Below are 14895 nucleotides of genomic sequence, written 5' to 3'. Positions count from 1 at the left end.
ATAGTAGATAAAGTGATAAAAAGGTTGAAGGGGGACATGCTGCGTGCATATTCTTGTTGTTGGTGTAAATTATCGAACAGCCCCTGTAGAATTTCGTGAGAAACTAACATTTCAGGCAGCAGAGTTAGAGCAGGCAATGACAACATTACAAAATCAAAAGAGCGTGTTAGAAAACGTCATTGTATCAACGTGTAACCGCACAGAAATCTATGCTGTCGTCGATCAATTACACACGGGACGATATTACATTAAGAAATTTTTAGCTGATTGGTTTCAGCTTGAGATAGAAGAAATTTCACCATACTTGTCTATTTTTGAACAAGATGGTGCGATTGAACATTTATTCCGTGTAACGTGCGGATTAGATTCTATGGTAGTTGGTGAAACGCAAATTTTAGGTCAAATTCGAAATAGCTTCTTAGAGGCACAAGAGGTAAAAGCAACAGGGACAGTTTTTAATGAATTGTTTAAACAAGTCATTACATTAGCAAAGCGCGCTCATTCAGAAACAACAATTGGTGAAAGTGCAATGTCTGTTAGTTATGCAGCTGTTGAGCTTGGAAAGAAAATTTTTGGTGATTTAACAGATTGTCACGTGCTAATTCTTGGTGCTGGAAAAATGGGTGAACTTGCACTACAAAATTTATACGGAAGCGGGGCTCATAAGGTAACGGTAATGAACCGCACACTTACGAAAGCGGAAACAATGGCCGAGAAGTATATGGGACATGCGAAGCCGTTAAGTGAATTGCAGTGTGCATTATTGGAAGCGGACATTTTAATTAGTTCAACTGGGGCGTCTGACTATGTAATCACGAAAGAAATGATGACACGGGTGGAGCGTATGCGCTCAGGTCGTCCACTATTTATGGTTGATATTGCAGTACCTCGTGATATTGATCCCGCAATTGATGAGTTAGAAGGTTCGTTCTTATACGATATTGATGACCTGCAAGGTGTAGTAGAAGCGAATCGTGCTGAGCGTTTAAAAGAGGCGGAAAAAATTCAACTTATGATTGAAGAGGAAATCGTTATATTTAAGGCATGGTTAAATACACTTGGTGTTGTTCCGTTAATATCAGCTCTTCGTGATAAAGCACTAGCAATTCAAAGTGAGACGATGCAAAGTCTTGAAAGAAAAATTCCAACGCTTAGTGATCGTGAGAGAAAAGTGATTAGTAAGCATACAAAAAGTATTATTAACCAAATGTTGAAAGATCCAATTTTAGTAGCAAAAGAGTTGGCTACTGAAGAAGAGGCTGCAGAAAAGCTTGCTTTATTTGCAAAGATTTTTGATTTAGAGGTACAAGAAGAGACTGCGAAACATATAGAAGAGCCGGAACAAAAACGAGTGTGGACAGCATCCGTTCCATCTTTATAACTGGAAGGATGATCGGATGGGCTTTTTAAATAACAGTATTATTTATCATATTGCAATTATTTTATATGCTTGTAGCATTAGTTTATATTTTATAGATTATTTCCAAAGTAACCGAAAGGCGAATCGAATTGCTTTTTGGTTACTTGCGATTGTATGGGTATTACAGTCTATTTTCATGTTACTTCGGGCCACGGAATCAGAGACGAATCCGATTTTAACATTATTGTCAGGAATTTATTTTTACGTGTGGTTATTAATTACAATGTCACTCGTAATCAATCGATTTATGCGCATTGACTTTTTAGTTTTTTTTACAAATGTCATTGCTTTTGGCGTAAGCGCTTTTTCTATTTTCACCCCCCTCGGAAAAATGTCGCCGGTACTTGCGCATCAATTAGTTTCAGAGCTTGTATACGTACATGTAGGAATGGCGATTATTTCTTATGCGGCGTTTACAGTGTCGTTTATTTTTTCCATTATGTACTTATTGCAATATCGATTGTTAAAACAGAAAAAATGGAATGCGAGATTAAGGCGGTTGGGAAATTTACGGAAGCTTGAGTCGATGTCATATGGATTAAATTTATTTTCTGTTCCGTTTTTTCTATTAGCTATTTTGCTTGGATGTATATGGGGATATACCAAACTAGATAATTTTCATTGGTATGACACGAAAGTAATCGGGTCTTTTGTTGTTTTATTTGCATATTGCATGGGTTTATATTTACGAGGATCAGACATATTGCAAGGTAAGAAGATTATAAGTTGGAACATTGGAGCCTTTCTTGTTATGTTAATCAATATTTTTCTATTCAGCAGTTTATCCAATTTCCACTTTTGGTATTTATAATGAGGAGAGAAAATTATGCGCAAAATTATTGTAGGTTCAAGAAAGAGTAAGCTAGCATTGACGCAAACAAATTGGTTTATTGATCAGTTAAAAGCGCTTGGTTTGCCATATGAATTTGAAGTGAAAGAAATTGTTACAAAAGGCGACGTTATTTTAGATGTGACGCTTTCCAAAGTAGGTGGGAAAGGTTTATTTGTAAAAGAAATTGAACATGCACTGCTTACAAAAGAAATCGATATGGCTGTACATAGTATGAAGGATATGCCAGCTGTACTTCCGGATGGATTAACAATTGGATGTATACCAAAGCGTGTAGATCCGCGTGATGCGTTCATTTCAAAAAATGGGGAATCATTTGAGGATTTAGCAGAAGGTGCGATTCTTGGGACAAGTAGTTTACGACGAAGTGCACAGCTACTAGCTGCTAGACCAGACTTACAAGTAAAGTGGATTCGTGGAAATATTGATACGAGATTACGTAAATTAAAAGAAGAAGACTATGATGCAATCATCTTAGCGACAGCTGGTTTAGAGAGAATGGGCTGGGCAGATGATGTTATTACAGAGCACTTAGATGAAAAGGTATGCGTGCCAGCTGTTGGACAAGGTGCATTAGCAATTGAATGCCGTGGGGATGATCAAGATTTATTACGATTATTATCACATATCAATGACTTTGTCACAGAGCGAACAGTCGCAGCAGAGCGAGTATTTCTTCATAAACTTGAAGGCGGTTGCCAAGTACCAATTGCTGGTTATGCAACACTTGGGGAGAGAGATGAAATTGAATTAACAGCGCTTGTCGGTTCTATGGATGGTTCCATTTTGTTAAAAGAAATTGTCACAGGTGTGGATCCGGAGCAAGTTGGTTTAGAGGCAGCGAATCGTTTAATTGAGCAAGGAGCAAAAGAACTCATTCTCGCTGCAAATAAGGAGCAACATTAATCATGGATGCCCTTGCTGGAAAAACAGTACTAATTACGCGTGCCCAGCATCAAGCAAAACAAATGAGTGAAGCGGTGAACAAACAGGGCGGAATTCCATTGGAAATTCCGCTTTTGCATATAGAAGGCGTATCTCAGCAGGAATTTCAAAATGTATCTCAACAGCTTAACACATATGACTGGGTTATTTTTACGAGTAAAAATGGTGTGGAATGCTTTTTAGATGGTTTGTATAAGAGAATTCCCTCTACTGTTCGCATTGCTGCAGTAGGCGTGAAAACAGGGCTAGAATTAAAAAAGCGAGGTTATGAGGTTCATTTTGTCCCAACGGATTTTGTTGCGGAAGCTTTCGCTAAAGAATTTGTAAGAGAGTTAAATGGGACAGAACGTATTTTATTTCCAAAAGGGAATTTAGCTAGAGATATTATTCCAAATAAGCTGCGTAAACTTGGTGTGTTTTTAGAAGAGTTTGTTGTGTATGAAACGAAAGCGAATCATGAGAAGCGGCAAGATCTCATCGCCAATCTAGAATCAGGTAAGATAGATATTGTTACATTTACGAGTCCTTCTACCGTTACTAGCTTTGTGAAATTACTTGAAGGCACAAACTGGAGAGAATGGATAAAAAAATGTACAATTGCTTGTATAGGACCAATAACAGCGCAAGAGGCAAGTCGTTATTTCTCTGATGTAATTGTTCCGAAAGAATATACAGTAGAAGCGTTAATACAATGCATTTCAACATATAATCAAAATGCATAATTTAAATAAAAGAATGGGAGATAGAAATCTATGAATTCTTTACAGTTTAATCGTCACCGTCGTTTAAGACAAAGCGGAAATATGCGTGCACTTGTACGTGAAACATTTTTACATACAGAAGATTTTATTTATCCTATTTTCGTACTAGAGGGAGAGAATGTTCGTAACGAAGTTCCTTCTATGCCAGATGTATATCAAATTTCTTTAGATCTTCTGCAAGCTGAAATGCAAGAAGTGGTAGATTTAGGTATTCGATCTGTTATCGTATTTGGCTTGCCTGCTGAAAAAGATGAAGTTGGATCTTCTGCATTTTGTGAGCATGGTATTGTACAACGTGCAATTAAACAAATTAAAGAACAGTTCCCAGAGTTAGTAGTAGTTGCAGATACATGTTTATGTCAATATACAAGTCATGGACATTGCGGTGTTATTGAGGATGGAATCATTTTAAATGATGCATCGCTAGAAGTTCTTGCGAAAACAGCGGTAAGTCAAGCGAAGGCAGGAGCGGATATTATTGCCCCATCTAACATGATGGATGGATTTGTAACGGCGATTCGCCATGCATTAGATGAGAACGGTTTTTCACACGTGCCGGTTATGTCATATGCTGTGAAATACTCATCTGCATTTTACGGTCCATTCCGCGATGCAGCACATGGTGCACCACAATTTGGCGATCGTAAAACGTATCAAATGGATCCAGCAAACCGTATGGAAGCATTCCGTGAAGCGGAATCAGATGTAATGGAAGGAGCAGATTTCTTAATTGTAAAACCAGCTCTTTCTTACTTAGATATTATTCGCGATGTAAAGAATAATTTCAATTTACCAATTGTTGCTTATAATGTGAGCGGAGAATATTCGATGATTAAAGCAGCAGCGCAAAATGGTTGGATTAATGAAAAAGACATTGTACTTGAGAAATTGTTAAGCATGAAACGTGCAGGGGCAGACTTAATCATTACGTATCATGCAAAAGATGCAGCACGATGGTTACAAGAAGGAGGCGCACAATAATGAAAAAGTTTGATAAGTCGATTGAAGCATTTGAAACAGCACAAAATTTAATGCCTGGTGGTGTGAATAGTCCGGTTCGTGCATTTAAATCCGTTGGTATGAATCCGCTCTTTATGGAGCGCGGGAAAGGTTCTAAAGTGTACGATATCGATGGGAATGAATATATCGACTACGTATTATCATGGGGACCACTGATTCATGGGCATGCCAATGATCGTGTTGTAGAATCATTAAAGGCTGTTGCGGAAAAAGGAACAAGCTTTGGTGCGCCAACAGAAATTGAAAATAAATTAGCGCAGCTTGTAATTGAGCGTGTGCCGTCTATTGAAATTGTACGTATGGTAAACTCTGGAACAGAAGCGACAATGAGTGCGCTTCGTCTAGCACGTGGTTATACAGGGCGTAATAAAATTTTGAAATTTATCGGTTGTTATCATGGGCATGGCGATTCCCTATTGATTAAAGCTGGTTCTGGTGTTGCGACGCTTGGTTTACCAGATAGCCCTGGTGTACCTGAAGGTGTAGCACAAAATACAATTACAGTAGCTTATAACGATTTAGAGAGCGTAAAATATGCTTTCGACCAATTCGGTGACGACATTGCTTGTGTGATCGTCGAGCCGGTCGCTGGAAATATGGGTGTTGTGCCACCTCAGCCAGGATTTTTAGAAGGACTTCGTGAAGTAACAGAGAAAAATGGTGCTTTGCTTATCTTTGATGAAGTAATGACAGGGTTCCGTGTTGCTTATAACTGCGGACAAGGGTATTACGGTGTAACGCCTGACTTAACTTGTTTAGGAAAAGTAATCGGCGGTGGTCTGCCAGTAGGAGCATATGGTGGTAAAGCGGAAATTATGCGTGAAGTTGCACCGAGCGGACCAATTTATCAAGCAGGTACATTATCCGGTAATCCTTTAGCGATGACTGCAGGTTATGAAACGTTAGTACAATTAACGCCAGAGTGTTATCAAGAGTTTGAACGTAAAGCTGAAATGCTAGAAAATGGTCTGCGTAAAGCGGCTGAAAAACACGGTATTCCGCACCATATCAACCGTGCCGGTTCTATGATTGGTATATTCTTTACGAATAAACCAGTTATTAACTACGATGCGGCAAAAACTTCAAACTTAGAGTTCTTTGCAGCTTACTATCGTGAAATGGTAGAGCAAGGTGTATTCTTACCACCTTCTCAATTTGAGGGCTTATTCTTATCAACAGCACATAGTGATGCTGATATTGAAGCAACGATTGCAGCGGCAGAAATTGCAATGTCAAAATTAAAAGCATAAAGTAAAAAGGTTGTCAGGGATCATATCCTGGCAACCTTTTTTATATATAGCTGAAAATTATGGGGATATTGTTGGAAAGCTGATATATGAAAAAAATCAATCAGAATCCCATGTATGCAGTTCGATTTTTTTACTCATAAAATGACTCTCATGCACATAAATCTGTAATGACATACAGTTTGGGAGGGGGAAAAAAAGTGACAACAAATCATTCGTTACGTTTTTCATTGAAAGAATCGGTTTGGTTCCAAAAAGGACAGGAAGTCGAAGAACTTTTGTCAATTTCGTTAGATCCAGACGTTGAGATAGAAGAGCTTGAATACGAAGTGATTGTGAGAGGGCAATTAGATTTAACAGGGGAATATGTTGCAAGGAAAGATGAGGTTGAGTTTTCATTAAGAGACGTATCTCCAGCGAAATCCATTGATTATGTAGAAATGAGAGAAGATGGTGTCAACGAACTTGTACACTCTTTTCCGTTAGAAATTTCGATTCCGCGAAACCGAGTGAAACAAGTTGAAGAATTGTATGTTTCCATTGAGGAATTTGATTATGAATTAAAAGAAAATGGTTGCTTGCAACTATTAGCAGATATATCGATTTCTGGTTTATGCGAGGACGAGAGAATGCAGTATGAAGTACAAGAGGAAGAAATGGAGAATGTGGAAGTTGGTAGAGCTGAGGAAACAAAAGTGGTGGATGAGGATAAAGGATCAGTGGAGGAAGTAGTAGTTCATACAGAATCAGACGGATGGGAAGATTATGCATTTGAGCCGTTTCAATTAGAGGAGCGCAAAGAACAAGAATTAGAAGAGGAAGAACATCTACTAGAAGGACATGAAGAAGAAAGGGAAGAAGTGAAAGAAACTACCCCACAGTTTGAATTGTTCGGCCGGAAGGATTTTAAGAAAAAACAAGCAGAGAAATTACAAGAAGAGCAAGAGGAAGCATCCTACTCGCAACGAGATGAAAATGCATTATACTTAACAAAATTATTTACGAAAGAGCCGGAAGAAGAGTTTACGAAATTACGTATGTATTTTGTGCAAGAAGGGGATACAATTGAATCGGTCGCGGAGCGATATGAAACGACTGTCCAGCATTTACATCGCGTGAACCAAACAGATGATGTGTATTTAACTACAGGACAAATTATATATATACCTGTGCCAAAAGCAAAGACAAAGTGAGTGAAGAGGATTCTTCACTCACCTCTTTTCTTTCGTCCTAGTTTATCCTGCTATGAGCGGGCAGTAAGATCCTCACCTCAAGATTTAGATGGAAATGAGGAAGATAGCGTGAGGGTCCCCAGCAGGAGGATGAATCCCCACTTATCTTCACCTTTTGTTCTCACGTGGTATGGGGCGAAAAAAGGAACTGACCGCTTCTAATGCTTTCTTCCACTTAAAGATTAGGCTTTATGTCGGTTTTTCAATCTGCATTTCTATAGAAATCGGTTATTCCAGTTAAAAGGAATTTTATTTTACGTTTTTGAATGAGAAAGGATCATTCGTATGGATATAGAATTACGGGATCGTTATGCACCGATCGTACAGCGGTATCAATTAGATGTCCAACATATGGAAGAGCACGGAAATATCATAAAAATTTATACGAATCAAGGGCCATATGCATTAAAAAAATTACCATCTCATCGATTGAAGCGAAATCATTTAATGTATCATATTCAATATTTACGTGAAAAGGGATTTACACATTATGCACCCATTTACCATGCAATAGATGGGAATCACATTTTGAACGATGAAACATATAGTTATTATTTAATGCCCTGGCTGGAGCGAGCTGAAGGAAGTGGAGAGGACAATGATCAATATCACAAAATGTTTCAGACGTTAGCGCTGCTTCACCAAAGGACGGTAAAAGAAGAATCATATACGGAAGAAACGTTAGAGAAGCATTATAAAAATGTCTCTGAGCGTTGGGAGGAAGATGGGGAGTTCTTAGAGAAATTTCTTGTAGAATCTGAGGCGAAATGGTATATGTCTCCGTTTGAACTACAGTATTGTACGTATTTTCATCACGTGATGAGAGCACGTGAATTTGCAACGAAACAGCTTTCAGAGTGGCATGAAGTGATGAAAGAGAAAGAAAAAACACGAGTTTCTTTTATCCATGGTAATGTATCAATGAAGCATTTTTTATTCGATTATGAACGAAATGGTTATTTTATTAGTTTGGAAAAATCTCAGTTTGCGACACCAGTTCAAGATCTTGTCCGTTTTTATTCCCGCTCACTGAACACATACCCAATGGCGAGAAACGATCGTTTTGAATGGTATCAGGTGTATCAAAAGAATTTTCCGTTTACGAAAGAAGAGCAACTTCTTATGTTTGCTTATCTAACATATCCTTCTCCATTTATTCGGCAAATTCAATCTTATACAAGCAAACAGCAGAGTCGTAGTGAAAAGCAAGAACTTCAAGGTGTGAAAATGTTACAACAAGCGCATTGGCTTGTAAGTAATATAGAATATTTTATTTCACAATTACAAGCAGCGCAGCAAGGGAATGAGTAACAGCCGTAGTCTCAAGTATCTTGAGGCTACGGCTGAAAATGCAAGCGAATCGTAGCTACAACAAAGATGATAAGGATGATAAAGTCTAAAAAGGTAGGAAGTAGTAAAGTGCGAATTCCTTGGAAAATAGTAAGTGGAATTGCAAAATCAGCGAATATGGTTTGCAAATTTCTAACCCATGAAGGGGCTGAAAAATTATAGGTGCGTTTGTAACGTCGCATAATCATTCCTCCGTATAGAAAGGCTATTGCCGTACATGAATCTTAAAAGATGAAGGGGTAATATTACAGTATGCGGGGTAAATACCTAAGGTGCTTGTGCTGCAGACTTTCATATATATTACAGAAAAAATAGTTAAGCTGATTGATGATTATAGGTTGTTTTTATCAAATAGGAAAGTATAGCATCTATCCATTGTAGAAAAATGCTGAAAAATATTTTTATCTTGACGAATATGGTTTCGTTTTTTACACTATTGTATATAATAAATAACAATTATATAAATGCGTTGAAGGGGAAGAGTATAACATTAAACGTCTGCAGAGAGGAGAATTATTAGCTGTGAGATTCTCTAGATAGTCATGTTAGAAGGTAGCCCTGGAGCATCTTTTCTGAACGGATTCATTCTCATTAGGAAAAGACGGATCTGTCCGTTATCAAATTAAGAGTATAAGCAAATTTTGAATTTGTTTGTAAATAAAGGTGGTACCACGATGTCCCTCGTCCTTTTTGGATGAGGGACATTTTTTATTCTTAAGGAGGGAAAATAATGTCAAACACGGAAAAGAATTTACCAACTAAATATGATCATATGTCCGTTGAAGAAGGCCGCTATAAATGGTGGCTTGATGGCCAATATTTCGAAGCAAAAGGAGATGCGGAAAAACAGCCGTATACAATTGTAATTCCACCTCCAAACGTAACAGGTAAGCTACACTTAGGTCATGCTTGGGATACAACACTTCAAGATATTTTAACACGTACGAAGCGTATGCAAGGTTACGATGTATTATGGCTTCCTGGTATGGACCATGCGGGCATCGCAACGCAAGCAAAAGTAGAAGCGAAACTTCGTGAAGAAGGTATTTCACGTTACGATCTTGGCCGTGAGAAATTCCTTGAAAAGGCATGGGAATGGAAAGAAGAGTATGCTTCTCACATTCGTCAGCAATGGGGAAAAGTTGGTTTAGGATTAGATTATACGCGTGAGCGCTTCACATTAGATAAAGGTTTATCTGATGCGGTTAATAAAGTATTCGTTCAATTATACGAAAAAGGTTTAATTTACCGCGGTGAGTATATCATTAACTGGGACCCAGCAACACGCACAGCTCTTTCTGATATAGAAGTAATTCATAAAGAGGTTCAAGGTGCATTCTACCATATGAACTATCCGTTAACAGACGGTTCTGGTCATATTCGTCTTGCAACAACTCGTCCAGAAACAATGCTTGGTGATACAGCAGTAGCAGTTCATCCGGAAGATGATCGTTACAAACATTTAATCGGAAAAACAGTTACACTTCCAATTGTAGGCCGTGAGATTCCGATTATTGCTGATGAGTACGTAGAAAAAGATTTCGGAACAGGTGTTGTGAAAATTACTCCAGCTCATGATCCGAATGACTTTGAAGTAGGTAACCGCCATGACTTACCACGCATTCTTGTAATGAACGAAGATGGTACAATGAATGAAAAAGCTGGTAAATATAACGGTATGGATCGTTTTGAATGCCGTAAAGAGTTAGTAAAAGACTTGCAAGAAGCTGGCGTATTAGTAGAAATCGAGCCTCATATGCATGCGGTAGGTCATAGTGAGCGTAGCGGAGCAGTTGTTGAGCCTTACTTATCAACACAATGGTTCGTAAAAATGGCACCACTTGCAGAAAAGGCTGTTGCTCTGCAACAAAAAGAAGGAGAAAAAGTAACGTTCGTACCAGATCGTTTCGAGAACACATACTTACGCTGGATGGAAAACATTCATGACTGGTGTATTTCTCGTCAATTATGGTGGGGACATCGCATTCCAGCTTGGTATCATAAAGAAACTGGTGAAGTATACGTAGGTACAGAAGCACCAGCAGATATCGAAAACTGGAATCAAGATAACGACGTACTTGATACATGGTTTAGCTCAGCGTTATGGCCATTCTCAACACTTGGTTGGCCAAATGAAAATGATGAAGACTTCAAACGCTACTATTCTACAGATGCGCTTGTAACGGGTTATGATATTATTTTCTTCTGGGTATCTCGTATGATTTTCCAAGGTTTAGAGTTTACAGGAGAGCGTCCATTTAAGGATGTATTAATTCATGGTTTAGTTCGTGATGAGCAAGGGCGTAAGATGAGTAAATCTCTAGGTAACGGTATTGATCCAATGGATGTTATCGATAAGTACGGTGCAGATGCAATGCGTTTCTTCTTATCGACGGGAAGTGCACCAGGACAGGATTTACGCTTTAGCATGGAGAAAGTAGAATCTACTTGGAACTTTATTAATAAAATTTGGAATGCATCTCGTTTCGTATTAATGAACATGGATGATATGCAATATGAAGATATCGATTTAACTGGTGAAAAATCTGTTGCAGATAAGTGGATTTTAACTCGCTTAAATGAAACGATTGAAAGTGTAACACGTAACATGGATAAATATGAATTCGGTGAAGCTGGCCGTGCGTTATACAACTTCATTTGGGATGATTTCTGTGACTGGTACATTGAAATGGCAAAACTACCATTATACGGTGAAGATGAAGCAACGAAGAAAACAACTCGTTCTATTTTAGCTTATGTACTAGACCAAACGATGCGTCTATTACACCCATTCATGCCGTTCGTAACAGAGAAAATCTGGCAACACTTACCGCATGAAGGTGAATCTATTACAGTAGCTGCATGGCCAACAGTTCGCGAAGATTTACAAGATGAAGAAGCGGCAGCTGAAATGCATCTTCTAGTTGATATCATTCGCTCTGTTCGTAACATCCGTGCAGAAGTAAATACGCCAATGAGTAAAAAAGTTCAAATGCAGATTAAAGCAAAAGACGAAAAAGTTTTAGCTCAGCTTACGAAAAACAGTTCTTACATCGAGCGTTTCTGTAATCCAAGTGAATTAACGATTAAGACGGATTTACAAGCACCAGAAAAAGCAATGACTGCAATCGTATCAGGTGCAGAGTTGTTCTTACCGTTAGCTGATTTAATCAATCTTGATGAAGAGAAAGCACGCCTTGAAAAAGAACTTGAGAAGTTCGATAAAGAGGTAGAACGTGTACAGAAGAAACTTGCAAATCAAGGTTTCGTAGCAAAAGCTCCAGCAGCAGTTATTGAAGGAGAGCGTGCGAAAGAGCAAGATTACTTAGAAAAACGCGAAGCAGTTCGCCAACGTCTAGCTGATCTTCAAAAATAAAAGTTTTTCCAAAGAGACTCACTATATTGGTGAGTCTCTTTTATTTGCGTATAATAGAGTTAAGGTGATTTCTTGCCTTGGTTCTTTTTTGGATTTGAAAGGGGAATGGCACAAGTGGTACATACATACGAAGAAGCAATAGGTTGGATTCATAGCCGATTAAAGTTTGGTATTAAACCAGGATTAGAGAGAATGCAGTGGATGTTAGAAGAGCTTGGAAATCCAGAGCGTCATATAAAATGTGTTCATCTTGCAGGAACAAATGGAAAAGGTTCAACTTTAACATATATGCGTTATATGTTGGAGGCAGAAAAATATAAAGTTGGGACATTTACGTCTCCATATATTGAAACATTTAATGAACGAATTAGTGTGAATGGGACACCAATTGCAGATAAAGAAATTACTGAGCTTGTAAACATGGTAAAACCAATTGTTGAAAAGTTAGATGAAACAAATTTAGGAGAAGCAACAGAGTTTGAAATTATTACGGTCATGGCAATCTGCTATTTCGGTAAAATAAACTTCTGTGATATCGTCTTGTTTGAAACAGGGCTTGGAGGTCGTTTTGATTCTACAAATGTTATTCATCCAGTACTAACGATGATTACAAATGTCGGTCATGATCATATGCATATTTTAGGTAATACGCTAGGAGAAATTGCATATGAAAAAGCAGGGATTATTAAATCAGGTGTTCCTGTTATTACGGGCGCACAGGATGAAGAAGTACTTGGGGTTATTCAGAAGGTTGCCAAAGAAAAAAATGCAAACCTTTATGAAATCGGAAAGCAATTTACAGCAGTGCATCAGCGTTCTGATGAAGATGGAGAGCTCTTTGATTTCTCTTGTCCGTTCTCTTCTTTTGAGGAAGTTCGGATTTCAATGAAAGGGCGTCATCAAGTAGGAAATGCGGCATTGGCGCTGATGGGAGTTATGTACCTTAAAACATATCTATCATTCTTAATGGGGGAAGAACATATTCGCGAAGGATTAAGTGAAGCATATTGGATTGGTCGATTTGAACGACTACAAAGTAAACCTGACGTAATTATAGATGGTGCACATAATCCCGAAGGAATTGCAAGTCTTGTAAAAACAGTTGAGGCTCATTATAGCGATAGAAATGTCATTGTTTTATTTACGGCTCTTGGTGATAAGCAGCTGAATAACATGGTAGGACAATTAGAAACAATTGCAGATGAAATGATTTTTACAACATTCACATTTGATCGTGCGATTTCTGCTAAGGAGCTTGCTTCTTATTCAAGTAAGGAAACAAAACAAGTTTTTGAGAATTGGAAAGAAGCTATTGATACGAAATTGAATGCTCTTCAAGAAAAGGATGTTTTCATCATAACGGGCTCTCTTTACTTCATTTCAGAAGTTCGAAAATACATTTGTGAAAGAAACTAGGGTAGCGGCTACCCTAGTTTTTTTGTTCTACAAATGAAGTCAAATGCATACATATAGGATAACTATATGGGACAATTTGACGAACCTCTCCGACAAATATCTCGTTTTTTTGTGAAGTGAATATGTTATGATGCGGACAATGATAAGAGGTGAGGTGTGAGGGTATGGACAAGCAATCACGAACAATCTCGGTTAAAGTAAATGGAACGGAAGCAAAGTATGAAGAAAAGAAGAAGGAAAAAGATGAATTTGATTGGATAGTAGTAGAGAGTGAAACACCGAAAAATGTAGTGCCGTTTCAAAAAAATAAGTTGCCATCTATCAGACAGCACCGGAAGAAATGGAATAATGCTTTTATTGTTATAGTTGCTACCGCGATCATTATTGGCACAGTGTTAGGGATGGGAATGCTTCACTTGTTAACGGGGCAAGGTACAGTTCGGGAAACTACGGTGACAAGTGGAGAAAAGAATCATGAAGCAGAGCGAAATGAAGTAACGGCTGAAGAGAAAAAAGCAGAAAAAACGAAAGAGGTAAATGCAGCTGCTTTAGAACCGATCACCTTATATTTCGTGCAAGGAGGTCTCTATTCTTCTGAAGAAAAAGGACAGGCAGCTACTCAGGAGTGGAAAGATAATGGAGGCGTAGCAGCGATTAAACCGATGGATGATAAATATTCACTTGTAGTTGGAATTTCTAGTGACGAGCAATCCGCAGAGAAATTGATTGAACAATATAAGAAAGATGGTATATCAGTTTTGAAAAAGAAATGGGAAATTACAGACCGGGCATTGCTGAAAAATGATAAAGAATCGGGTCCATTGTTAAGTAAGTTGCAGTCCTTATACATTCATTTTGTAAAATACTCGACTAGTATACAATCTGGAAGTAAAAGTAATCCGAAAGAAATAGAAGTGATTGAAAAGGAATGGAAGGCAATTGAAAAAGAGGGGAAATCAATTAAGCGTGAGGATGTAAAAAAAATATATACGTATGCATCAGTAGCTATGCAAACAATAAAAGAAGGACAAACTAATAAAGAAGCAGTAGCTAAATTGAATCAAGTTATCATTGATGGTTTGCTTTCTTATGAAAAAGTGGTTTCGCACAAAGCAAAAGAGTAAGATAATAAAATGAGAAGAAAGAAGTGCCGAGACTTCTTTCTTTTCTTTTGGATTGTATTTTAGATCAAAGTGCTTTTTTTGTGTACAGAATATAGTCGTATACAAAGGGAAGAGTCAATTTCCTGAAAAGAAAATGATATTTTTTTCAATTTGT

Annotated in this window: 12 protein-coding genes and 1 other annotated feature; of the genes, 11 read left to right on the top strand and 1 reads right to left on the bottom strand. The window is 38.0% G+C overall.

Annotated features, from left to right (window positions below; all coding sequences use genetic code 11):
• The first annotated feature begins 43 nt into the window (after positions 1-43).
• The 8 genes from hemA to ysxE all read left to right on the top strand — a co-directional run bounded on the left by hemA (position 44) and on the right by ysxE (position 8786).
• Positions 44-1381 (top strand): glutamyl-tRNA reductase, encoded by a 1338-nt coding sequence (hemA, locus tag M014_RS0121550; RefSeq protein WP_026593533.1) that lies wholly within the window; start codon positions 44-46, stop codon positions 1379-1381.
• A 16-nt stretch (positions 1382-1397) separates the two neighbouring features.
• Positions 1398-2231, top strand: coding sequence for a cytochrome c biogenesis protein (locus M014_RS0121545; protein WP_026593532.1), 834 nt, complete (start codon positions 1398-1400; stop codon positions 2229-2231).
• Positions 2232-2246: 15 nt separating this feature from the next.
• Positions 2247-3176, top strand: a complete 930-nt coding sequence (gene hemC, locus M014_RS0121540) for a hydroxymethylbilane synthase (RefSeq protein ID WP_026593531.1) — start codon at positions 2247-2249, stop codon at positions 3174-3176.
• 2 nt (positions 3177-3178) lie between these two features.
• On the top strand, positions 3179-3937 hold the full coding sequence (hemD, locus tag M014_RS0121535) for a uroporphyrinogen-III synthase (RefSeq protein WP_026593530.1): 759 nt from the start codon (positions 3179-3181) through the stop codon (positions 3935-3937).
• A gap of 30 nt (positions 3938-3967) precedes the next feature.
• Entirely contained in the window at positions 3968-4957 is a 990-nt protein-coding gene (gene hemB / locus M014_RS0121530) for a porphobilinogen synthase (RefSeq protein ID WP_026593529.1), read from the top strand.
• A complete protein-coding gene (gene hemL, locus M014_RS0121525) occupies positions 4957-6246 on the top strand; it encodes a glutamate-1-semialdehyde 2,1-aminomutase (RefSeq protein WP_026593528.1) in 1290 nt (429 codons plus the stop codon). Before hemB ends, hemL begins: the two co-directional genes overlap by 1 nt.
• A 167-nt stretch (positions 6247-6413) precedes the next feature.
• A complete protein-coding gene (gene spoVID, locus M014_RS0121520; protein ID WP_026593527.1) occupies positions 6414-7436 on the top strand; it encodes a stage VI sporulation protein D in 1023 nt (340 codons plus the stop codon).
• A gap of 324 nt (positions 7437-7760) precedes the next feature.
• The gene (gene ysxE, locus M014_RS0121515) at positions 7761-8786 is read left to right on the top strand and encodes a spore coat protein YsxE (RefSeq protein ID WP_026593526.1); all 1026 of its coding nucleotides are present in this window, start codon (positions 7761-7763) and stop codon (positions 8784-8786) included.
• A gap of 26 nt (positions 8787-8812) precedes the next feature.
• Here ysxE and M014_RS28785 read toward each other — a convergent pair whose 3' ends face one another.
• A complete protein-coding gene (locus tag M014_RS28785; protein ID WP_081811105.1) occupies positions 8813-9007 on the bottom strand; it encodes a hypothetical protein in 195 nt (64 codons plus the stop codon).
• Between the two features lie 278 nt (positions 9008-9285).
• Positions 9286-9517: a binding site (T-box leader), on the top strand.
• 38 nt (positions 9518-9555) lie between these two features.
• Here M014_RS28785 and M014_RS0121505 point away from each other — a divergent pair.
• The 3 genes from M014_RS0121505 to M014_RS0121495 all read left to right on the top strand — a co-directional run bounded on the left by M014_RS0121505 (position 9556) and on the right by M014_RS0121495 (position 14741).
• Positions 9556-12201, top strand: coding sequence for a valine--tRNA ligase (locus M014_RS0121505; protein WP_026593525.1), 2646 nt, complete (start codon positions 9556-9558; stop codon positions 12199-12201).
• A gap of 114 nt (positions 12202-12315) precedes the next feature.
• Entirely contained in the window at positions 12316-13617 is a 1302-nt protein-coding gene (locus tag M014_RS0121500) for a bifunctional folylpolyglutamate synthase/dihydrofolate synthase (protein WP_026593524.1), read from the top strand.
• A gap of 164 nt (positions 13618-13781) precedes the next feature.
• Positions 13782-14741 (top strand): hypothetical protein, encoded by a 960-nt coding sequence (locus tag M014_RS0121495; RefSeq protein ID WP_026593523.1) that lies wholly within the window; start codon positions 13782-13784, stop codon positions 14739-14741.
• The last annotated feature ends 154 nt before the right edge of the window (positions 14742-14895 follow it).

This window comes from Bacillus sp. UNC437CL72CviS29 (assembly GCF_000482345.1).
GTDB classification, from domain to species: Bacteria; Bacillota; Bacilli; order Bacillales; family Bacillaceae_G; genus Bacillus_A; species Bacillus_A arachidis.
Note: the sequence above shows the minus strand (reverse complement) of the source record. Positions and strands in the feature narration are given on the sequence as shown.